At 32.8% G+C, this 21,718-nt stretch carries 19 protein-coding genes and 2 pseudogenes; 10 read left to right on the top strand and 11 right to left on the bottom strand.

The window, feature by feature from the left end; genetic code table 11:
* Window positions 1-20: 20 nt before the first annotated feature.
* The 3 genes and pseudogenes from FC64_RS06395 to FC64_RS06385 all read left to right on the top strand — a co-directional run bounded on the left by FC64_RS06395 (window position 21) and on the right by FC64_RS06385 (window position 2,498).
* Window positions 21-426, top strand: a pseudogene (locus FC64_RS06395) (GNAT family N-acetyltransferase).
* The gene (locus tag FC64_RS06390) at window positions 426-1,349 is read left to right on the top strand and encodes a hypothetical protein (RefSeq protein ID WP_057907071.1); all 924 of its coding nucleotides are present in this window, start codon (window positions 426-428) and stop codon (window positions 1,347-1,349) included. The pseudogene FC64_RS06395 and the gene FC64_RS06390 overlap by 1 nt, the downstream one beginning before the upstream one ends.
* A 12-nt stretch (window positions 1,350-1,361) precedes the next feature.
* Window positions 1,362-2,498: an MFS transporter gene (locus tag FC64_RS06385; protein WP_057907070.1), complete on the top strand. Its 1,137-nt coding sequence runs from the start codon at window positions 1,362-1,364 to the stop codon at window positions 2,496-2,498.
* A gap of 75 nt (window positions 2,499-2,573) precedes the next feature.
* Here the strand turns inward: FC64_RS06385 and folP are convergent, their stop codons facing one another.
* The 8 genes and pseudogenes from folP to FC64_RS06345 form a co-directional block, all read right to left on the bottom strand.
* A complete protein-coding gene (gene folP, locus FC64_RS06380; protein WP_057907069.1) occupies window positions 2,574-3,599 on the bottom strand; it encodes a dihydropteroate synthase in 1,026 nt (341 codons plus the stop codon).
* Entirely contained in the window at window positions 3,599-4,825 is a 1,227-nt protein-coding gene (locus tag FC64_RS06375) for a bifunctional folylpolyglutamate synthase/dihydrofolate synthase (protein ID WP_057907068.1), read from the bottom strand. Before FC64_RS06375 ends, folP begins: the two co-directional genes overlap by 1 nt.
* 8 nt (window positions 4,826-4,833) lie before the next feature.
* Window positions 4,834-5,882: pseudogene (gene folE, locus FC64_RS06370) on the bottom strand (GTP cyclohydrolase I FolE).
* Between the two features lie 11 nt (window positions 5,883-5,893).
* A complete protein-coding gene (gene folB, locus FC64_RS06365) occupies window positions 5,894-6,247 on the bottom strand; it encodes a dihydroneopterin aldolase (protein WP_057907067.1) in 354 nt (117 codons plus the stop codon).
* An 18-nt stretch (window positions 6,248-6,265) separates the two neighbouring features.
* On the bottom strand, window positions 6,266-7,042 hold the full coding sequence (locus FC64_RS06360; RefSeq protein WP_057907066.1) for an ABC transporter permease: 777 nt from the start codon (window positions 7,040-7,042) through the stop codon (window positions 6,266-6,268).
* A 2-nt stretch (window positions 7,043-7,044) separates the two neighbouring features.
* Window positions 7,045-7,836, bottom strand: a complete 792-nt coding sequence (locus tag FC64_RS06355; RefSeq protein ID WP_057907065.1) for an ABC transporter permease — start codon at window positions 7,834-7,836, stop codon at window positions 7,045-7,047.
* Window positions 7,820-8,827, bottom strand: coding sequence for an ABC transporter ATP-binding protein (locus tag FC64_RS06350; RefSeq protein ID WP_057907064.1), 1,008 nt, complete (start codon window positions 8,825-8,827; stop codon window positions 7,820-7,822). Before FC64_RS06350 ends, FC64_RS06355 begins: the two co-directional genes overlap by 17 nt.
* A gap of 430 nt (window positions 8,828-9,257) precedes the next feature.
* Entirely contained in the window at window positions 9,258-9,707 is a 450-nt protein-coding gene (locus FC64_RS06345; RefSeq protein WP_057907063.1) for a MarR family winged helix-turn-helix transcriptional regulator, read from the bottom strand.
* Between the two features lie 906 nt (window positions 9,708-10,613).
* On the opposite strand from FC64_RS06345, the gene FC64_RS06340 reads away from it, so the two are divergent.
* The 3 genes from FC64_RS06340 to FC64_RS06330 all read left to right on the top strand — a co-directional run bounded on the left by FC64_RS06340 (window position 10,614) and on the right by FC64_RS06330 (window position 13,063).
* The gene (locus tag FC64_RS06340; protein ID WP_057907062.1) at window positions 10,614-11,177 is read left to right on the top strand and encodes a peroxiredoxin; all 564 of its coding nucleotides are present in this window, start codon (window positions 10,614-10,616) and stop codon (window positions 11,175-11,177) included.
* A 172-nt stretch (window positions 11,178-11,349) separates the two neighbouring features.
* Window positions 11,350-12,294, top strand: coding sequence for a glycosyltransferase family 8 protein (locus FC64_RS06335; RefSeq protein WP_057907061.1), 945 nt, complete (start codon window positions 11,350-11,352; stop codon window positions 12,292-12,294).
* Window positions 12,295-12,403: 109 nt separating this feature from the next.
* Entirely contained in the window at window positions 12,404-13,063 is a 660-nt protein-coding gene (locus FC64_RS06330) for an HD domain-containing protein (protein ID WP_057907060.1), read from the top strand.
* A 27-nt stretch (window positions 13,064-13,090) separates the two neighbouring features.
* On the opposite strand, the gene FC64_RS06325 is transcribed toward FC64_RS06330, so the two are convergent.
* On the bottom strand, window positions 13,091-13,978 hold the full coding sequence (locus FC64_RS06325; RefSeq protein ID WP_057907059.1) for a cation diffusion facilitator family transporter: 888 nt from the start codon (window positions 13,976-13,978) through the stop codon (window positions 13,091-13,093).
* A gap of 294 nt (window positions 13,979-14,272) precedes the next feature.
* Between FC64_RS06325 and FC64_RS07525 the strand changes: the two genes are divergently transcribed.
* The 4 genes from FC64_RS07525 (at window position 14,273) to FC64_RS06305 (ending at window position 19,290) form a co-directional block, all read left to right on the top strand.
* Entirely contained in the window at window positions 14,273-14,398 is a 126-nt protein-coding gene (locus tag FC64_RS07525; protein WP_268888290.1) for a hypothetical protein, read from the top strand.
* A 187-nt stretch (window positions 14,399-14,585) separates the two neighbouring features.
* A complete protein-coding gene (locus tag FC64_RS06320; protein ID WP_057907058.1) occupies window positions 14,586-16,013 on the top strand; it encodes a C69 family dipeptidase in 1,428 nt (475 codons plus the stop codon).
* 777 nt (window positions 16,014-16,790) lie between these two features.
* Window positions 16,791-17,564, top strand: a complete 774-nt coding sequence (locus FC64_RS06310; RefSeq protein WP_057907056.1) for a CPBP family intramembrane glutamic endopeptidase — start codon at window positions 16,791-16,793, stop codon at window positions 17,562-17,564.
* Window positions 17,565-17,871: 307 nt separating this feature from the next.
* A complete protein-coding gene (locus FC64_RS06305) occupies window positions 17,872-19,290 on the top strand; it encodes an APC family permease (protein WP_057907055.1) in 1,419 nt (472 codons plus the stop codon).
* Between the two features lie 57 nt (window positions 19,291-19,347).
* On the opposite strand, the gene FC64_RS06300 is transcribed toward FC64_RS06305, so the two are convergent.
* Window positions 19,348-20,622, bottom strand: coding sequence for a dicarboxylate/amino acid:cation symporter (locus FC64_RS06300; RefSeq protein WP_202987279.1), 1,275 nt, complete (start codon window positions 20,620-20,622; stop codon window positions 19,348-19,350).
* A gap of 21 nt (window positions 20,623-20,643) precedes the next feature.
* Window positions 20,644-21,597 carry an aspartate--ammonia ligase gene (asnA, locus tag FC64_RS06295; RefSeq protein WP_057907054.1) on the bottom strand — a complete coding sequence of 318 codons (954 nt, stop codon included), beginning with the start codon at window positions 21,595-21,597 and terminating at the stop codon, window positions 20,644-20,646.
* Between the last annotated feature and the right edge of the window lie 121 nt (window positions 21,598-21,718).

The following is a 21,718-nucleotide window of genomic DNA, read 5'->3' as shown; positions in this document are numbered from 1 at the left end:
TAAAAAGGGGGAAAGCAATCATGGATATTAAAAATGAAAAATTTGAAGATCAAAAACAATTGTTAGCGTTATACGAATCAGTGGGGGTGGACAGAATATACTAAGGATCCTTGTAAGTTATTTCGCGCATTACATAATTCGTTAGATGTTTTGACGGCGTGGGATAACGGCAACCTTATCGGGCTAATTAGAACTGTTGGCGATAACGAGACAATTCTTTATATCCAAGATCTCTTAGTCAGACCAGCGTACCAGCATCAAGGTGTCGGTTCGCTTTTATTAAAAAAGATCTGTGATCAGCATTCAGATGTGCGGCAAAAAGTTTTAATCACTGATGACAGCGCTAAGACTAACGCCTTTTATGAAAAAAATGGATTTGTTAAAGCCGCTTGTTTGAAATTGAATTGTTATTACTTTAAGGATTAATGAAAAAATATCTACAAATTATGAAAGGCCAGGAAGTTATGATTTGTATATTAGCAGCATTAATATCATCAACATCGCGCGGAGTAATCAGTGTAATCGACCGCTATCAGATGGGATATCGTAACGGAAACTTATTCGTCGTCAATTTTATTAATAATATTTTGGCAACCGGGCTCGCAACTATCATTCTGATTGTCTTACAGCATTTTATTTCTTTAAAATTTTTATTACGGCCTCAACAATGGGGGCGAATCTTCATTTATGCGTTGCTGGTTCAATTAGTTGCATACGGATACAGTTATCTTTACCGTCATTTACCTTTGATTGATGCCGTTATTTCAGGAAAACTTTCTGATATTTTTATTCCTCTTGCTTTAGCATTAACGACATCTTACTTCAGTTTCAAACAGTATTCCATTTCATTAATTTCAACACTAATTGTCGGATTGCTTGCTTTTTCGCCGCGTACTCAAAAAATTGAATTTAAAACATGGATAAAGGGAATTTTAGTAATCGTTCCTTTATTAACGCTTCAATCCGCTTTTTCTCCAATCTTAGTAAGTGATATTCATGGTATTCCGGAGTTAATGGGATTTACAATTATTACGATTTATTTGCGTTTGTTAATTTCGTTCGTTTCATTATTTACAACATCCAAAAATTTCCTTACTAATTCTGGTTCAATTAAAATTGTAAAACCGGTAGTTATCGCATATGCTTTGCGGGCAGTTTTAACGATTGCAGCACAAATTGCATTTACGATCGCAACTTCTTCGAAAACTTCTGGAATTGCCTGGGTCTTATTAAATATGACCTCACTTTATGGAGTGGTTTTCGGCAGTTGGATCTTAAAAGAAAAAATTGGAAAATTTGATGTTTTAGTATTATTAGTTGTTACATTGATGACTTTACTAACGAAATAAGGGTTAATGATAATGAATAAAAAATTATTAGCTTCAAGAATATTTAATGATACTGGCGATTGGTTTTATTATTTTGTAATTGTAGTAATTATCTATTCGATGAATAAAAATCCAGTTATGATGGGGATTTTATCTGCTTCGTATACTATTCCCGGAATTTTAGTTAGTAAAAAACTAGCTAAATTAATCGACCGCTTAAACGACCAAAAGGCTTTAATCATGTTTGATATATTACGCGTTTTCGTCTTAAGCGGAATTGTATTTACTAATAACATTTGGTTAGCGTTGCTTTGCGTATTCTTGGAACAAACTTTTGCGATTGGAAGTAATTTAGCCTTTCAACGGGTAACTTTAGATGTCATTACTGATTCGCAAAAACTATTAGCTTTTAACCGCCAACTTAAAATCTTTTCTAACGGAAGCCGGTTATTAGTTATTCCATCCTATTTGATAATGCATCAGTTTATTTCTAATAAACTGATTCTAGGACTCGATATCTTATTTACATTAATTTCTTTGATTGAAACGGTCAGGGTTAAAATTAATCCTTTACAATCTCCACCTAAAGATGAACCAAATGAATGTAAATTAGAGAAAATTCAATTTGGTAAAATGACTAAAATAATTGTCATTTTTTCTTTATTAAATCTTTTTAAATCCTTTGTTGACGCATACGGAATTATGTATATCAGTAATACATCAAAAAACGTTAACTTCGGCTATGCAATGCTTGTATTCATCTTAAGCATTGCTGATTTAATCGGGGGAATCATTTCTAAAAAACTCATTAACGAACATAACATTGATCAAAATAATATTTTAATAATTTCATTCATTAGCATTTTAATTTTCTTTAGCATCCCATCAGTTATCCATAACACGAACTGTTTCATTGGATGTATATTTTTACTACGGCTTATGCTATCTATTCTGGAACTTTTTGTATTATATCGTCTTCAAATGCACGTACCCCCAAAAATACACCAATACGTTGCTCTCCAAACAATGTTGATCGATGGCGTTTCGCTTATAAATTCTATTTTAGGCGGAGTCATAATTCAAAAGATCGATATTTTCAATTATATGAACGTTATTACTTTAATCGTTTTGGTTAGCGGAATTTTTTTCGGTTGCCAAAAATTAAAATAAAAAGTGCCCTGATTAACGCAAATTCAGGGCACTTTATTGGTAATTATTGAAAAACAAGCTGGAATTACTTGATAACTAAATTGTTAATCCTACAAAGTTTATTAAATCTTTGGTTTCTTTAATGTCATGAACACGTAAAACCCGGCTTCCATTTTGGATGGTTCTTAATTCAGATAAAAGGGTCATTTCCAGTGAACCCGCATTAGGGAACTGCTTCCCCATAAAACTCTTTCGTGAAATGGCCGTCAGTAATGGACAGCCCAATTGGGATAATTCCTTATATGAAGCTAATTTTGCAACGTCTTCCTTAGATGATGAATTGTGCGAATAGCCAATACCCGGATCTAATAAGATTGATTCCCGCGGAATTCCAATTGATTCCATTTTGCTTACCAACTTATCAAAAAAACTTACCATTGATTTAATTGGATCACGATATTTAACTTCACGATCATTAAACATAGGAAGAACTGCTGGATGTTGGGTTTTAAGAAGTTGAATTTTGGCTTCTTCTTGAAATCCGGTAATGTCGTTTAAAATATCAGCCCCATAATCAAGACTTCTTTTCATTACTTCAAGGTTGTAGGTATCAACGGCAACAATACTGTCTGGAAAGTTTTTTTTGATCGGAACTAAGAACTTTTTAACGCGATTCCATTCTACTTCAGGAGTGATTGCAGAACTGTCATAATTTGGTTTAGTTGATTTACCTCCCAGTTCAATAACTTTAGCACCATTGGCTAGACTTTCTTCTACCGATTTTAATACTGTATTTACATCATCAGACTCATGAGTAAAAAATGATTCCGGAGAGAGGTTGAAGATTGCGTAAATAATCGGTGAGGTGGTTAGATCAAAATTAAAATTCTTTCCCGACCAGATAATTCGTTCATTATTAAAGGTTGTTGCAAAGGCGGGAATTTCTTGAGCAATCTTTTCAAGTTGAAAGATATTTAACACACACATTTGTTTTGAACCGTCTTTAAATAAATTTTTAGAATGATTGCTAATAAAATCTAATTGTTGCGCAGAAAAATCGCCAAGTTCCCAAGTTAACACAATATCATTTGCATAATTCCCGCTGATTTTATTAATTTTCATTATTTTTCTCCTTTTCGTAAGTAATTTAAAATTGGTCTTGCTAAGTAAAATGAGCCTACGATGAAGATCACTGTATCTTCATCCGATTGATTAATTGCCGCTTGATATGCTTGTAATGGCTGCGGCTGAAGTTCAAAAGATGCGTAATTCATTTTCCTAATATATTTAAATAAATCACTAGCATCACATTTGCGTCCATTTTCAGGGGTGGTAACAATAAAATGAGCATCCAAAGAGGCCAAAACATCAATACATTTATGCGGATTTTTATCTTTTAAAAACCCCGTAATAATAATTTTGTTTTTGTTTTTAAACCTTTGAGTTACCGTTTCTACAAACCGCGTTATTCCATCTGGATTATGTGCGCAATCTAAAATAACTTGCGGCGATTGGCTGAGTGTTTCAAACCTCCCATTTAGTTGAAAGTTATTAATGATTCGAATGCATTCTTGAGGTGAAATCGCTCCATCATCAAAAATTTCAAAAAACTTAAGCACCGTTGCAAAATTATCATATTGATAATCCGCCGAAAAATAAATTTTTTTATGAGAAGGGGGATTAGTTGCAAAGAAAATTTTTGAATTATGTTTTTGCGTTTGTTTAGTAAGGATTTTTTTTACAACATCTTTTTGATGGGGTGCGACGATCACATTGGAATTTTCGCGGATAATCCCTGCCTTATTTAGGATTATCTTTTCAAGGGTATTGCCCAACTCCTTAATGTGATCAAGGGCAATGTGCGTAAAAATTTCATATTGACTTGCTGTAATAGCATTAGTTGCATCGGTTGCTCCGCCTAAACCACATTCTAAAATTGCATAATCAACGTTTTCCTTATCAAAAAACAGTAATGATACCACCAATAAAATTTCAAATTGCGAGATATTTTTAACCATATCCAATCCTAAATCATTGGTAATAACTTTTTTAATTTTCAGAATGTTTGTAGTAATATCTGAAGGCGTTATTTGTTGTCCGTTAATTGAAATGCATTCGCATTCACTAATTATATGAGGACTTGTAAAGAGGCCGACTTTATATCCATGAGCCGATAAAATTTTGGAGATCATGGTTGCCGTTGACCCCTTACCATTTGTACCGGCAACATGAATAATCTTAAAGTTTTTATCCGGATTTCCTAATTTAGCAATCAGCTGTTTTAAAAATGGAATTCGGTCCTGTTGGTCATATAGGGTATACTGAAAGTCACTTAATTTTACTGCCATCTGATTACCTAACCGTTGATTGTTGAGATAAAATTATCTAGCATATGATTGTTTTCTTGGTAAATTCCATCATAATATTTGACCTTCGTAGTTGAATTAGTTTTTTTAATTCCACGCATTTCAATACACATATGCCTTGCTTCCGTTTGAACAGCAACCCCTTTAGGATGAAGGATTTTATTAAGTTGAAGGGCGATATCGCGGGTGACTTTTTCTTGTAAAGTCAGCTTTTTAGTCACAAAATCGACAAGGCGTGGAATTTTACTTAACCCAATAATCTTATCATTCGGAATATATGCTACATGCGCAACTCCGAAAAACGGCAACATATGATGCTCGCACATCGAATAAAATGGAATGTCCGTTACAATAATGTCTTGATTTTCATTAACTGCATCATTATCAAAGAGCTTAAAGTCCGTAAAATTTTCCTGGTTAATTGAGCTGAAAATTTCTTGATACATTTTTTCAATTCGTTTAGGAGTCTCAACAATTCCCGGACGAGAAGGATCCTCACCAATGCTCTCTAAAAGTTGTGTAATAATCTTTTCAATATTATCCTTCATTTCAAAGCTCCTTTATTAATAATTTTTTGATCATCGTTTTGTAAAATCTTTTTTTCTGCTTGTTTTAATTTTTCATAGCTATAAAAAGCCGAGTGCGTGATTTCTAACAAAGGTTTTAAAACAAACAAACGGTTTAACATTTCTGGATGTGGAATTTTTAAACAAGAAGTTGATATTTCTTGGTTGTTGAAGGTAAGCATGTCGATATCCGCCGTTCGCGGCCCCCAACGAATGTTCCTTATTCGCTTTAATTGCTTTTCAATTAAGTGAATAACTTTAAGTAATTCATTTGGGGAATAAGTCGTACATATCTTGATGACCATATTATAAAAATTATCTTGCTCAATCCCGCCAACAGGTGAAGTTTCAAATACACTGGATTTTTTTAAAATTTCAATTTGCGGGTCATCTTCAAATGCTTTGATTATCTTTTTTAAATTCAAAACCTTATTTCCTAAATTTGTCCCTAATGATAAATAAACAATATTTATTTCTTTCATAGTTACTCCTTTAAAATGACATTTGCGCTTTCCATAATTCCATCAATTGGAAGTGTTTTTTTCTTTACACATACTTCAACCCAAGCGATTTGCTTGGGATATTTATTTTTAATTGAAGTTGTGATTTTTTTAGCAACGGTTTCAATCAAATCATCCCGGCTTGTTGCTACGATATCACGTATAATTGAATAGAATTTGGCATAGCTAATATAATCTGAAAGTTTATCCTGAAGATTAGGGGCTATATTTAATTGGACCCTTAAATCGATTTCTAAATCTTGACCAACCATTTTTTCTTCAGGGTGAACTCCAATATGAGAATGAAATTTCATTTTTTTTAATTCAATTTGATACATCATTTTCCTCCTTGATTATTAAGAACCAGTTGATGAATATTTTGATAGTGCTGTTTTCCAAAAAGCAAATACCATAATAAAAAATAAGAAACATATCCATGGTGTTAAACAAAATAAATAATTATTAGAAAATCCAAGAATATATTTAAAGGGAAGATAATTTATACACCCAAAAGGAAGAAGATACATTAAGATAAATCGAATCCCACGAGGCAGGGCATTTGCCGGATAATGAAGAATGTCTGATCCGCTGCCCATTAAGAGCACCGAAATACTTACTTGACGGGTCGTGAAAAATGACAACGTTCCAAAAAATAAATAAATTGAAAGAAACAGCATTATTCCCGCAATAATTATTAGTAGCATTTCACTTCCTTTTAAGAAATTCCATTTAATATGACTAGTCCATACCGTAATTAAAAAAATCAACAACGATTGTATCAATCTTCCGACTCTTGAAAACTCAAAAGCATTTCCCATAACTTGTAATAAAACAGACATTGGACGAATTAAGTAAACATCAAGGTTTCCATTGCGAATCAGCTTTGCAAGATCATTAATTCCTTTGCCAAACATTTCAGCTAAGGTATAACAAATATTGATAGTTGCATAGATCAAGATCGCTTGACTAATGGTATAACCTTTAATATTTCCTAATGACTTAAAAAGAATCAAAAAACTAAAGATGAACGTAAATTGAGCAATAAATTCGCCAAGAATAAGTAAGTATACTGACCGATTATATTCAAGTTGAGATTTAATGGTTTTAGCCAATAAAAATAAATATTTTTTCAAAACTATCCCCCCTGAATCTCAATACGATGTAATTGATGATTGAGCCACAAATTACCTAAAGCTGCAGCAACGACAATCCAGATAATTTGAAGAAGCAGCCCGTGAATTATCTGATAAAAAGTAAGTTGACCAGTTAAAGATTGAAACGGGAATGCTGACCCATACCAAAAAGGAAAAAGCTTAAATATATGCTGTAAACCAATTGGAAATAAGCTAAAGGGGATAACTGTACCTCCTGTAAATTCCATAATCGATCCAAATACTAAAAGCGATCCAATAACGGAATAGGTATAAAAAACTGAAACATAAACTAACAATGACAAAACAACGTTTAAAATAAGAGCTAATATTATTGTTAATAAAAAAAGCAATCCTTTTGAAAGGCTGATCGTTAACTGCATTTTAAATCCAGTTGGAAGGAAACAAATAACCAGTAAAATTGGAAAACTCGATAAACATAATTGAGATAAGCGCTGACCAATTACTCGCATAAACCATGATCCATAAATATTAAGCGGCTTGATATATTCATATGCAACATTGCCTGACTTAATAATCGTATTTAAATCGTAATCAACGACCCATGCAGAAACGATAGGGTAAAAAAGATTAATAAGCCAAAAGTAATTAATTAATTGTTGCGGATGACTATGATTAATTTGGCTAAAAGCTAAAAGCATTGCAATTGATAGTAACCCGCGCATAAAGAAAAGGGGAATACTTGCAAAGGCTGCATTACGATATAACCAACTTTTTTTAAATTCAACCATTAAAACACTAAAATATCTTTTCATGATTTTTCTCCGTATGTTGTTCATAAAAATGAGCAATCACTTCCTCAGTATTAAGAGATTGAATTGTATAATTTTCAATGTTTAGCTGTTGTGAAATAAAGTTGATCAATTCGTTTAGCTGTTGTCCTTCCTTAACTTCAAGAGTGATTTCATTTTCTAATTCTTGAATAATTCGATATTTTTTAAGATGATCATTAATCCTTGAATTGATACAGTTAGCTGGATTAAGGGAAATGACGACTTTACGAATGTCGTTAAATTTATTAATAATTTTATCTGGTGAACCATCATATAATTTTGATCCGTTCCCAATAACAATAATTCGTTGGGCTAATTCTTTGATATCACTCATATCATGAGTTGTTAAAATAACGGTTATGTTTTGTTCGACGTTAATTTTTTTAATAAAACGATGCATTGCAATTTTCGAAACCGCATCAAGTCCTAGCGTTGGTTCATCTAAAAATAAAATCTTAGGAGAATGGAGTAACGCCACTACAAGTTCGCAACGCATTCGTTGGCCTAAACTCATTTGCCGAATTGGAACTTCTAAAATATGCTGAATTCCAATACTTTCAGCTAGGATATGTAACTGCTTTTCAAATTTATCATTGGGAATTTCGTAAATCTCTTTCATCATCTTAAACGAATCAATTGCCGGCAAATCCCACACTAAATTCGAACGATTTCCAAATACAACACCAATTTGCCGCACAAATTCATTATGATTTTTAGTTGGGTCACAACCCAAAACACGACAAATTCCATGAGACGGTTTTAAAATTCCTGTCATGATTTTAATTGTCGTCGATTTTCCCGCTCCATTAGGGCCAATATATCCGACAATTTGTCCTTTAGGGATTTTAAAACTTACATTGCTCAATGCATGTTTAGTTATATATTGCGGATGAAAAAAATCTGTTAAAAGATTATTTGATCGTTTTTTCACCTTATAGTTTTTATAAATGTTCCTGAATTCAACGTTATCCATACTCCATATCTCCTTATAAATTAATTAAATATTATCAAAATTGGCATAATAAATCAATTATGCGTTTTAATATACGTATATTTAATTTGCTGATCAGAAATGAATGAAGCAGCGGTACTCTATAATATCTGCTTTACAGTATTAGCAAGGTTTAAAGGGGAAAATAAGACTGAATATACATATGTTCTTCTTAACGTATGTAATTAAAATAAACGACCGCAATAACAGCTACTTGATCATCAAAAGTTTTAGAAACGTTTTGCAAAGATAACAAAATATATTCCTCTTTTCTTTGATTTATGATATATTAAAAATGGTTAAGAAACTTAACTATTAATAATATTAACATTTAGTAAAATTGTTTTGAACTTATTACGTAGGGGGAAGTTTAAGTCAATAAGCTATAATGTAAAAAAACAGGAGACATTTTTTATTTGTCTCCTGTTTTACTTTCTAAGTCTAGAATTAATTGATCAAGAATTTTATTTAATTTTGCTTTATCTGACTCATTACAATTTTTAAGTAAAGAATTTGTAAAAGCAACATGTTCTCGATTATGTAATCGCGAGAGTAATCTTCCTTTTTTAGTAAACCGAATATTAGTAACTCGACGATCTGTTTTACTCGGAACACGTTCAATATATCCAAGCCTTTCTAATTTATCAATACTTCCAGTTAACGCAGCTTTAGACACTGCCATCAATTTAGCAATTTGTGAAATCGTGATATTCTTTTCAAGCGAAATTATATGAATAATGTGCAGGTCATTAACAGAAAGATCATTGAACTGACTTTTCGAAAGCTTTTCTTTTTCAAGTTTCATAGTTAGGCTATATATTAAAAACAATTTGTCATGAATTGAAAGATAATTCTTTTTCATAAACTTCCTCCTATAATCCTACATTTCAGATGATTGAATCCAAACACTAAATATAAGAAGGGAATATTTATCTGTCAATAAAGTTTTTTCTAATAAAAAACTTTGTCTTAGATAACAATGCTTTGAAAAACTATTTTTTAATATTTAAATTCAAAAGGATAATCACGAATATCATAAGAACAATGGCAACAATAAACATTACTTGAGGTGATACCACATTATAAATCAAAATTAATCCAATTTTTTAATACATAAATTGATAATGCTATTAAACTAATTTATCCAAGTTAGTTTATTGCAAACTAAAACAAAATTACTTCGAATAAAAATTATACATTGACTACATCGTTTTCTAATTATTTAGAATCATTAACTTTAAGCATTATTGTAAGAACGGAATGGTGTCAGATAAATTTGGAATTGGAATAGGCTGGATAAGTTTTGCAATTATCTGAATATTTTTATTTATTATTTTAAAATTTTTAAATCAAAAACTAACCGTCAATTAGTTAAAAAATCAATTAGTTGTAGTATTCATTAAACTTCGAAACTAATAATAAATAACAATGTTAGGTAAATTAAAAAAAGATTAACATTAAATGAGACATATGCGATAATAAAAAAGGAATAATTATTTATTCCGCTTCTGTTTTATAACTTACTAAAATACTATTATTTTTTTCGTCAATTCTCTTTTAATAAAACATACAATCTATATCTTAACATTTATCAAGAAATAAAAAGCAGAATTTTTTACTTCTCAGATTTTCATAATAGCACCAGTTAAAAACAGAAGCTAGCATCAGGATTTATTCTGGTGCTTTTTAAATTGGCCACAAATTAATTGTGCAAAACATTTGTTTCTTTTAGACCAATTTATATATAATGACATTAGAGGTGATTTTAATGAATTATATTGGTAAAGAAATTGATGATTTCAAAGTTAAAGCATTTCAAAATGGTAAAATAATTGACGTTTCTAAAAAAGATATGTTAGGTCATTGGAGTGTATTATTATTCTATCCGGCAGATTTTTCATTTATCTGCCCAACTGAATTAGAGGCTTTACAGGGGCTATACGATCAATTTAAAGAAGCAGGCGCTGAAATTTATTCATGTTCAGAAGATACAGAATTTGTACATAAAGCATGGACTGACGCATCCCCTGAAATCGCAAAGATTCAATACCCAATGTTAGCTGATCCAGCTGGTAAACTTGCACGGGCATTTGATGTTCTCGATGAAGAATCAGGTCAAGCATACCGTGGAGTTTTCATTATTGATCCAGATGGCGTGATTCAGTCATATACAATTAATAACATGTCAATTGGACGGAGTGCTGATGAAATATTACGGACGCTTGAAGCTGCTCAGTTTGTTCGTAAGCATGGCGATCAAGTATGCCCAGTAAATTGGAAACCAGGGGATAAGACATTAAAACCTGGAATGGACTTAGTTGGTAAACTTTAAAAATTAACTTTTAGTCTTTATAGTTTTGGTATAACCATAATTATAAAGACTTTTTTTGCACTTTTTTATTATCTAATAGGCATCTTTTTAATTATATGAATCATTTTGCAGTAAGCTTTATTTTGTTATACCATACTATTTGTTTATGTTTATTGTAAGGAGAGATTGAATTATGCAAAAAGTTATTCCGATTTTTTATGGAATTGATGATTATTATGCTCCATTATTATCAGTTAGCTTAGGATCAATGATTAAAAATGCAAGCAAAGATTATCATTATCAAATTGTTATTTTATATCAAAAACTATCTAACGAAAATCAGAAAAAAATTAAAGCCTTAGAGAATGATAATTTTTCAATTTCCTTTGAAGCAATTGATCAGAACTTCAAAGAACGTTTTGGCAATGATAATAATTCACTTCGGTGCGACTACTTCACGTTAACCATTTACTATCGCTTATTTATTGCTGACATGTTTCCGCAATATGATAAGGGAATTTATTTGGATGCCGATACCGTTGTCCCTGGTGATATTTCAAAACTTTATCAGATTGACTTAAAGGATAATTTAGTTGCTGGCTGTTCAGATACATTCGTTGAAAGTGATCCAGTCCTGATTAATTATGCTGAAAAATGTTCTGGTGTTCCGGTTGAAACATATATCAATTCGGGTGTCTTACTGATGAACTTGAAGAAATTCCGTGATTTGAAATTTACCAAACATTTCTTAAATATCTTAAATACATACCATCCTAAAACCGTCGCACCTGACCAGGATTACCTGAATGCGATTGCCAATAATCATGTATTAAAGATTTCACAAAATTGGAATGCAATGCCGGCTAAAAAAGAAGAGAACCCTCAGATCATTCACTATAATCTTTATCTCAAGCCATGGCATTATGAGGATGTATTATATGGTAATGTTTTCTGGGATTATGCTAAAGACTCTAATTATTATGACGAATTAGTTAATATTCAGAAGAATTATTCTGATGAAGAAAAACAATCAGATCAAAAGAAAATGGATACTTTAATGGAACAAGTTCAAGAAATTCCAGCTAAAGAATTAACATTATATAAACTTAATCAGGAAGGTAAAAAAATTCGGATTTAAACGGAAGCTTTAAACGCTTATCATAATTCATGATAAGCGTTTTTTGATATTTTTAAAGTTCACTTTGAGCCTAACAGAAATGATAAACTATATCCAAGGAGGGGATTTTATGAATGACGATTTAACCGAAATTAAAACCTTTGCTAAAAAATGTTTAGATGGCGATATTACAGGCCATGATTACTTCCATGTTAACCGCGTTGCGCAACTTGCTACGCGATTATATGTTGCCGATCACGCTATCCCAAATAAACACGCAATTTTTATTATTCAAATTGCAGCATACTTACATGATACGATCGATGAAAAAGTTACTGATAATATTAGCCAACGACTAACTCAAATTCACAATCTCAAAACAATTCAAGCACTATCTAGTCATGATTGCGAAAATATTTTTGATACGATTCAAAACATGTCCTTTTCAAAAAACATTAAGCATCAACACCATTTATCAGTAGAAGGGCAATATGTTCAAGATGCTGATCGTATCGAAGCCCTCGGTGCAATTGGCATTGCCCGCGCATTTGCGTATGGTGGTAAGCATGATAATCCAATTTACGATCCGCGTATTCCGGTTATGGAATTGACTTCACATGATCAATATCGGACAAAACGGGAAACCACAATCAATCATTTTTATGAAAAACTATTTACGTTAGAGGATTTAATGAATACCTCAAGTGGAAAGAAACTGGCCCATCAACGAACTAAATTTATGCGTAACTTCGTCAATGAATTTTTAGCTGAATGGAATTTAAAAGATTAAAAAAATACGACATCATGTCGTATTTTTTTAATCGCGATCAATATCAAACATTTTTTCATTAATTCCTCGCTGACACTCAGCTTGAATCGTAACATGCGAAATATGATATTTATCTTTTAGTAATTTACTAATCTGACGATAAATCGGTTCAACTTCACTTAATTTAATATCTTCACAATTAATGTGAGCTGAAAACATCGTATGATGCTCATCGATCAACCAAGCATGAACATGGTGGACCGAATTGACCTGCGAAATGCTTGTAATATCTTCCTTGATCGCATCATAATCAATATCTGGTGCAGCTTGCATTAAAATATTAATTGTTTTTTGAATAATTGGAAGGGCCTCATACGCAATGTAAAAGGCAACTAATACAGAAACAATCGGATCAAGCCATGTAATATGCCAGAAAATCAATACGATTCCTGTAATTACAACCCCAATCGATGAAAGACCATCGGCTAAAATATGAAGGTAGGTCGCCTTAATATTTAAACTATGACGACTTCCATTATGTAAAAGCGCTGCTGAAACAAAATTGGCCAATAAACCAATCACCGCAACAACCGTCATAATATCACCGTTAACATGGTCAGGGTGCATAAATCGTTTAGCGGCCTCAATTACAATAAATAACGCAATTACAATCAACAATCCCGCATTCAAAAGGGCGGATAAAATTTCTGCTCGGCGATAACCAAAAGTACGCTGAGGTGTTTCAGGTTTATTAGCAATTCGCTGAGCAATATAACTAATCACAATTGAAGCTGAATCGCTTAGATTATGAAATGCATCAGAAAGCAAAGCTAAACTTCCAGAAAACAGTCCACCTAAAATCTCAACAACGGTAATTAAAACATTTAAAACTGTTACCCAGAAAAAGCGAACTGTACTTACATTGGGAGCCTCCATTAAATCCCTCCTTACACTTAAAAGTCCTAATTTCATAATACCGACAAGCAAGAAGTTAATCAATTAATTTTGTATCCTAAATATTCCTTCAATTACTAAATTAAATCAATTTGAAGCCATTCAAAATGATGATAAAAATATAAGCAGAAATCATGACAACCAATAAAATCTAAGTTAGAATACAGGTGTGTTAGGAATTAGTTTTTAGAATTTTTTAGTTTTTTAGTTATCGTCTATGGGAACCGTTACTTTTTAAGTGACGGTTTTCTGTTTTGAAAAGGGAGGCATGTCATTATGGATGCAAAATTTGGAGAAAAAGACAAAGTAATCTTGATTAACTCGTTGGGAAAGATTAACCTTGTTGATCAAAAGAAGTTAAGTAAAATTACTAAGAAAAAGATCAAACGTAAAACTAAGTAAAGTAAAAAGCTGTCGTTAATAAACCTCAAGTTTTGAAAAAATTCAAGACTTGAGGAATTTTTATACTCAAAATCAATAAACTGATAATTGAAAATTAATTCTCAAATGTGTAAATAACATCGTAAAATAATTCGCCTATGTTACAATCGTAAGTGTAATCAACATTAAAAATAAAGGAGGAATTTTAATGATTGATCGCATTGAAAAATCAGCTTGTACATCTGTAATGGTAGGAAAAAAGGCTTCATTAAATGGCTCAACTTACATTGCTCGCAATGAAGACCGCTTGGTTGCAATTTATCCCAAACGATTTTTAATTCAGCCGGCAATTACAGATCGTACAGAAACCTACAAATCAACTTATAATAAACTTGAAGTTCCATTACCTAAATCCGGATATCGTTATTCTTCAACACCTAACGTTACCATGGAAGATGGAATTAATGAAGAAGACGGCTTTAATGAAAAAGGGGTCGGCGAATCAGCAACTGAAAGTGTTTATGCTAATGAACGCGTATTAGCTTGTGATCCCTATAATAAAGACGGTCTAGCTGAAGATTCAATGACCACTCTCGTGCTCCCGTTCATAAATTCTGCACGTGAAGGGGTTCAATATCTAGGAAAATTGATTGAAAAATATGGCGCAGCTGAAGGGAATGGAGTTCAATTTAGTGACCGTAATGAAATTTGGTATATGGAAATTGCAACCGGACATCACTGGGTGGCCGTTCGTATTCCGGATGACTGTTATGCAGTTGCTGCCAACCAAATTGCAATTGAAGAAATCAATTTCAATGATTCTGTGAATTTTATGTGGTCCAATGGTATTCAAAAATTTGTTACCCAAAATCATTTAAATCCCGATGAAGGAAAGTTCAATTTCCGTCATATCTTCGGAACAAATACTGAAAAAGATCACCACTACAACACACCACGCGTTTGGTTTGCACAACGATACTTGAATCCTGAAGTTAAACAGGAACCCGAATCACCAAATATGCCATTTATCTGCAAACCTAGTCGGAAAATCTCGCTTGAAGATATTCAATATATTTTGAAATCACATTATAACGAAACCAAATATGATCCGCTTGGTAACGGAGATTCACACGATCGGAAAAAATATCGGGCAATTTCGCTTTCTCGAACCGCCAACTCGCATATCCTTGAAATGCAATCCAATGGTGAGGGCGTTCAATGGCTTTCATTCGGTGTTCCGGCATTTTGTCCCCATATCCCATTCTTCACGAATGCCGATGACACCGACCCATCATATAGCAATACTCCAGTAAAAATGGATATCCAAACTGATAGTGCCTACTGGCTATATGAAACCTTAGCTATGATTGTTGAAAGTCATTATGCTGATTTTATTCAAGCTGATTTAGACTTCCAAAAAGAACTCTCCCAATGGAGTCATATAAAAGTCGATGAAGTTAACACATATGTTACTACTCATAATTTAAAAGGGGAAGAATTAACTAAATTTCTCACAGATAAAAATCATGAAATTGTTGCACATTGTAACCAACGGACAAAGGAATTTATCGCAGAATTGATTACTCGTGGAACGGAATTATCCGGCTTAACATTTAAAATGGATCCAAACTTATAATAAAGAAACAAAGAACCGCATGAAATCAATGTTCATGCGGTTTTATTATATTTTAAACGGTTGCGCTTATACTTAAATGCTGTTAACACGGCAATAAAACCAATAATTGTTGTAATCATTAAGAAACTAAAAAAGAAACGCCTTTTCCTAAATTCATTTAAGAATACCGAAGCATTTCTGAATATTGTCAAAACGCGTTGAAAATGGCATTTCCATCCAAAGGGCATTGTAAGACTATAGAAAAAATAAACAAACATGACTCAGACAGGAGTTAAGTTTGAAACGACCATTACTAATGCAATAAAGAAGATAACATTAATCGTAAATCTGATAATCATTGATTTGACCGGACCTTATTTATCTAAAATTCATCTAGAAAGGGGAATAAAAACCCAACGTAACAAATCAAGCCAACCATTATTGTGGCATGCATCGCACGCCAGGGCCAAACTTCACAAGCAAAAATTGCAACGTCCTTGCATATTAATAAAGGACTCGTCAATTGATCACCTTATAAAAAAATAAACACTTCAGCAAAGAATGGGTGTATCTTAAAAGTAGCTGGAGTGTTTATTAGTAATTTTAAATTACAGAGATAAATCCCTATAAGTGTAGAATAATTAATTATGTAAAGGTTGTCAACCAAAACCATGCCTTTTTTTCGAACTTATCCAAAAATTAATAGTTAAATATTTTGAAAGTTCAAAATATTTGTTATGATATAATATTTTTGAATTATTTTAATTTTCAATTATTAAAGGTAAAAGGGAAAGAAAAATGAAAGAGAATTCAAAACTTAAACCATTAATTACTTATGTTATTTGGTTGATTTGCTTTTTATTGATCCAATTCTGCTGGGAATGGGTCTTTCTCAAATTCCATATCGGGGACGGCTTTGATCTGCAAAAGCGGATTCTTTTCCGAATGGGAATTCTTGAAATTATCATGCTGATTTTCTGCTGGGGGTTCAATCATTTCTACACTCATGAAAAGCTGCTTTTTAAAAAGACATTTTACCTTTCATTTTTAGGTGACTTTTTGATTGTCTTGTACGTGATCGTTTTCGAAAAGAACCTTAGCCGAATCCATGCGCCGCTATTTTGTTTAGTAACTGCACTTCTAATTGCGTGTGCTGAAGAATTCATTATGCGAGGAATGTTATTACCAAGCATCATGCATCACGTACAATCGAAGCATACAATTTGGAAGGGAATCTTCCTTAGCAGTTTCCTTTTCGGAGTTACCCATTCAATGAATATTCTTCATCAATCTGCATATCAAACCTTGTTACAGATGATTGGAACGTTTTTATTAGGAATTATCTTAGCCGTCATCTATTTAAAGTCTGGAAACTTAATTATGCCGATTTTACTTCATGGACTACTGGATGCATGTTCAATCGGAATATCAACATCGCATTCAACTACCATGCTGAATAACCACGGAAATCCATTAGGAACATTTATTTTATTTGTTCTTGCATTGCTATTTTTAGCAACCGTTGTTTCAAAGAAGCAGCAGGGTAAAATTGAAAACCGATTTAATTTGTAAAAGAGAGGAGGTTGTGACATAAGTCGCAACTTCTTTATTATAATCGAGTTCCAAAACAAACGAGTTAAGTGGAAGTTCGAAAACCTCCGAATCTATACTGACGCGATTCATTCACTTTTCTGCTTCCCTACGCTCGTTTTTAACATTTTATCCTTTCTCTTTTTCATAACAGCAAGTCTAATGCATCATCAATATAGATTAAATTTAGATTAGAACGATTAAAAATATTTTATTTTAATTTAATCGTATGCTACAATACATAACATCGAAAGATTGAATTTATTATTTTGCATAAGGAGAAGAGAGAATGAATTTATCAAAAAGAATGTTTTTTCGACAACCTCCCGAAAAATACGAATTAAAAGACGGTCATCTTAAACGGTCACTTCGCGTTAAAGATTTACTTTCACTAGGAATTGGGATGATCGTCTCAACTTCAATTTTTACCTTACCAGGTGAAGTGGCTGCAATGCACACTGGCCCTGCAGTTATCATTTCGTTTATTCTTGCAGCGATCGTTGCTGGGATGGTCGCTTTGGTTTACGCTGAAATGTCAGCCGCGATGCCATTTGCTGGTTCAGCTTATACATGGATCAATGTTATTTTTGGCGAATTGCCTGGTTGGGTTGTCGGTTGGGCGCTTTTAGCTGAATATATTATCGGTCTTTCATTTGTAATTTCTGGAATATCATCAAATTTAAAACCAATCTTAGCATCAATTGGAATTAAAATTCCGACTTTCTTAGCAAATCCGCTTGGTCAAAAAGGCGGAATTTTGGATATTTTAGCCATTATCATTGTTTTAATTGTTGGATCATTAGTATCGAAGAATCTATCAAAGGTCACTCTCGTTGAAAATATCCTAGTTGTTTTGAAAATTTTTGCAATTATTTTATTCGTGACAGTTGGTGCAACTGCCATTCATTTAAGTAATTTCCATCCGTTTATTCCTGCATATCACGCAACAACGAATGGTGCTTTTGGAGGATGGCAAGGAATTTATGCTGGAGTTTCAATGATTTTTGTTTCATATCTCGGATTTGATGCCATTGCCGCTAACTCGGCTGAAGCGATTGAGCCGCAAAAAACAATGCCGCGAGGAATAATTGGTTCCCTTGCAATCGCATCGATCTTTTTCATTGCTGTCAGCAGCGTTTTAATTGGGGTTCTTCCATATCAAAAATACGCTGCAAGTGCAGAACCAATCGGAATTGCATTACGGGCGATCCATCATCCGTTAATTGCAACCATCGTCCAATTAATCGCCGTCTTTGGAATGTTCACTGCCGCGATTGGTTTCATGCTGTCTGGTTCACGACTGATTTACTCATTTAGTCGCGATGGGATGTTACCGAAAATGTTCAGCAAATTAGATTGCAATAAGCAACCCAAAAATTCAGTTATTTTAATTACGACTATTGTAGTGATTATCAGTTCGGTCCTTCCATTTAGCTTCCTATCACAATTAGTTTCTGCTGGAACGATCATTGCCTTTATTTTTGTTTCAGTTGGACTTTTTTTCTTAAGAAAACGCGAAGGAAAAGATATTCCTGAACCGGCATTTAAAGTTCCTGCATATCCACTTTTACCAATACTATCATTTATATTTAGTTTATTAGTTTTTATAGGATTAGATCATGCAGCAAAATTATATACTCTTATTTGGTTTATTTTAGGAATCGTTGTCTATTTTATTTATGGTATTAAGCATGCAATTAGAGAATAACATTAACAACTTAAACTAAAAAATAAGAGGTTGCTTTTCATCGCAACCTCTTATTTTTTATGCATTTTCTATACCAGCAATATAAGCATCATGTTTCTTTTGACTAAATCCATTTTCTAATTTTCCAATTACTAAAGTAGCCGTTACATTTCCAATTACATTAACAACCGTTCTTCCCATGTCTACAAGTCGGTCAATACCTGCAATTAGTGCTAATCCGGAGACCGGAATACCAATTGCGGAAGCCGAAGTCATCAAAACAATAAACGAAGCACCTGGGATTCCAGCCATTCCTTTAGAAGTGATCATCAAAGTAATAATTAAGGTCAGCTGTTGTAAAAAGGTTAAATGTAAATGATATGCTTGTGCCATAAAAATTGCTGCCAATCCCTGATAGATTGCTGATCCATCAAGATTAAACGTATATCCGGTAGGAATTACAAATGCTGAAATTGTTTTGGTAACACCTAACTTTTGTGTTTTTTCAATTAGACCGGGTAACGTAACTTCTGAACTTGCCGTCGAAAATGCAAGAATTAATTCTTCTTTAACGGCTTTAATTTGGTCAGTAATTCGCAATCCAAATATTCTAGAGGTAATTCCTAAAACTCCAAAAATAAAAATCAACATTACTAAATACGCTAACAAAATAAAGATAAACAGCGGTTTAAGTGTTGTAATTCCTAATTCAGCAACCGTTGCGCCAATCAGTCCGGCCACTCCAAACGGTGCAAAACGCATGACCCAATTTGTTATTTTAAACATTATTGCCGCAATAGCATTAAGGAAATCAAGTACAATTTTTCCTTTTTCACCAATCGCTGCCGTTCCTAAACCAAAAAGGACGCAGAAAAAAATTATTGGTAACATTGCTCCTTTAGAAAGAGCCGAGAAGATATTCGTTGGCACAATTGATAATAAAAGCGAACCAATTCCTTGATCTTTATTTGCTTTAGCAGCATGGATATATTGCGAAATGTCAACACTTTTCAAATGACTTAAATCAATCATATACCCAATACGAGTAATATTTGCAACCAATATTCCTAAGATAAACGCAATTGTTGATAAAATTTCAAAATATATCAGCGTTTTTAAGCCAATCGTTCCTAATTTTTTAATATCACCTAAATTAGCAATCCCAACCGTTAAACTTGAAATAACAATCGGTAAAACAATCATTGAAATAAGATTAATAAAGGTTGCTCCTAGTCCATTGGCAAACTTAATAAAATGTTCATTATTATTGAATATCCATCCTAGAAAAAGTCCCACTATCAAACCCGTAATTATTTGCCACCCCAACGAAAAACGCCAATGTTTTTTAATCATTTTTAAACCTCACTTTTATTCCTAAATCAACGATGACACTGTTTCTTCAACCGAGTCCCAAACTGAAGGGTGAACTTCTGCAATATGTTCTTTTTCAAGCATAAACATACATACTCTTGATTGCCCAATTCCGCCACCAATCGAATAGGGAAGTTCTTCATTAATAATTTTTTTATGAAACGGCAATTCAAGGCGTTCAGAACAATCGCATTCCGCTAACTGTTTTATCAACGATTTTTTATCAACCCGAATTCCCATTGATGAAAGTTCTAAACTATGACCTGAAACTGGATTATAAACAATTAAATCTCCATTAAGATCCCAATCATCATAGTCAGGTGCTCGCAAATCATGACGTTTCCCTGAATTTAACTTTTTACCAATTCCAGTAATAAAAATGGCTCCGTACTTTTTAGCAACCACATCTTCACGTTCAGCTGGAGATAATGCGGGATAAGCATCCTCTAATTCTTGAGAACTAACAAAGGTTATATCTTCAGGTAATTTTTGCGTAAGTTGAGGATTCTTTTTTAACATTGCATCTTCTGTTGTCTTTAAAGCGTTGAAAATTTTAATAACATTTTCTTTCAAAAAGTCTAATGATCGTTGTTCTTTCAAAATACATTTTTCCCAATCCCATTGGTCAACATAGTAAGAATGGATTGCATCTAAATCTTCGTCTCGTCGAATCGCACGCATATCAGTTACAATTCCATGCCCAGGATCAATTTCAAATTCACCAAGTGCATAACGTTTCCATTTAGCTAATGAATGAACCACTTCCAAATCGTCGCCTTGTTTAGTAAGAAATTTTACTGGTCGCTCAACGCCGTTTAAATTATCATTTAGCCCTGAATCTTTTGTAACAAAAAGTGGGGCAGGGACCGGAATCAAACTTAGATTGTTAGCTAACTCGGTGCTAAAAGTTTGTTTGACTGCCTGAATATCCTTTAGTGTTTGATATTTACTTGTCATTGCAAATTCCTCCTAAAAAAAATCGACTATCTAATTATACAGATAGCCGATTCTCATACTTTTTTAATATAAAGCTTTAATAGCATGATGAATTAAAATTTACTGGCTTTCTGCAATAATA

Origin of the sequence: Ligilactobacillus araffinosus DSM 20653, assembly GCF_001435375.1 — a bacterium.
GTDB classification, from domain to species: domain Bacteria; phylum Bacillota; class Bacilli; order Lactobacillales; family Lactobacillaceae; genus Ligilactobacillus; species Ligilactobacillus araffinosus.
Note: the sequence above shows the minus strand (reverse complement) of the source record. Positions and strands in the feature narration are given on the sequence as shown.

Bases quoted from the DNA above. Each gene is read 5' to 3' on its own strand.
- FC64_RS06390 (WP_057907071.1), top strand. From the start codon at position 426: ATGAAAAAATATCTACAAATTATGAAAGGCCAGGAAGTTATGATTTGT.
- FC64_RS06385 (WP_057907070.1), top strand. From the start codon at position 1,362: ATGAATAAAAAATTATTAGCTTCAAGAATATTTAATGATACTGGCGAT.
- folP (WP_057907069.1), bottom strand. From the start codon at position 3,599: ATGAAAATTAATAAAATCAGCGGGAATTATGCAAATGATATTGTGTTA.
- FC64_RS06375 (WP_057907068.1), bottom strand. From the start codon at position 4,825: ATGGCAGTAAAATTAAGTGACTTTCAGTATACCCTATATGACCAACAG.
- folB (WP_057907067.1), bottom strand. From the start codon at position 6,247: ATGTATCAAATTGAATTAAAAAAAATGAAATTTCATTCTCATATTGGA.
- FC64_RS06355 (WP_057907065.1), bottom strand. From the start codon at position 7,836: ATGAAAAGATATTTTAGTGTTTTAATGGTTGAATTTAAAAAAAGTTGG.
- FC64_RS06350 (WP_057907064.1), bottom strand. From the start codon at position 8,827: ATGGATAACGTTGAATTCAGGAACATTTATAAAAACTATAAGGTGAAA.
- FC64_RS06345 (WP_057907063.1), bottom strand. From the start codon at position 9,707: ATGAAAAAGAATTATCTTTCAATTCATGACAAATTGTTTTTAATATAT.
- FC64_RS06340 (WP_057907062.1), top strand. From the start codon at position 10,614: ATGAATTATATTGGTAAAGAAATTGATGATTTCAAAGTTAAAGCATTT.
- FC64_RS06335 (WP_057907061.1), top strand. From the start codon at position 11,350: ATGCAAAAAGTTATTCCGATTTTTTATGGAATTGATGATTATTATGCT.
- FC64_RS06330 (WP_057907060.1), top strand. From the start codon at position 12,404: ATGAATGACGATTTAACCGAAATTAAAACCTTTGCTAAAAAATGTTTA.
- FC64_RS06325 (WP_057907059.1), bottom strand. From the start codon at position 13,978: ATGGAGGCTCCCAATGTAAGTACAGTTCGCTTTTTCTGGGTAACAGTT.
- FC64_RS07525 (WP_268888290.1), top strand. From the start codon at position 14,273: ATGGATGCAAAATTTGGAGAAAAAGACAAAGTAATCTTGATTAACTCG.
- FC64_RS06320 (WP_057907058.1), top strand. From the start codon at position 14,586: ATGATTGATCGCATTGAAAAATCAGCTTGTACATCTGTAATGGTAGGA.
- FC64_RS06310 (WP_057907056.1), top strand. From the start codon at position 16,791: ATGAAAGAGAATTCAAAACTTAAACCATTAATTACTTATGTTATTTGG.
- FC64_RS06305 (WP_057907055.1), top strand. From the start codon at position 17,872: ATGAATTTATCAAAAAGAATGTTTTTTCGACAACCTCCCGAAAAATAC.
- FC64_RS06300 (WP_202987279.1), bottom strand. From the start codon at position 20,622: ATGATTAAAAAACATTGGCGTTTTTCGTTGGGGTGGCAAATAATTACG.
- asnA (WP_057907054.1), bottom strand. From the start codon at position 21,597: ATGACAAGTAAATATCAAACACTAAAGGATATTCAGGCAGTCAAACAA.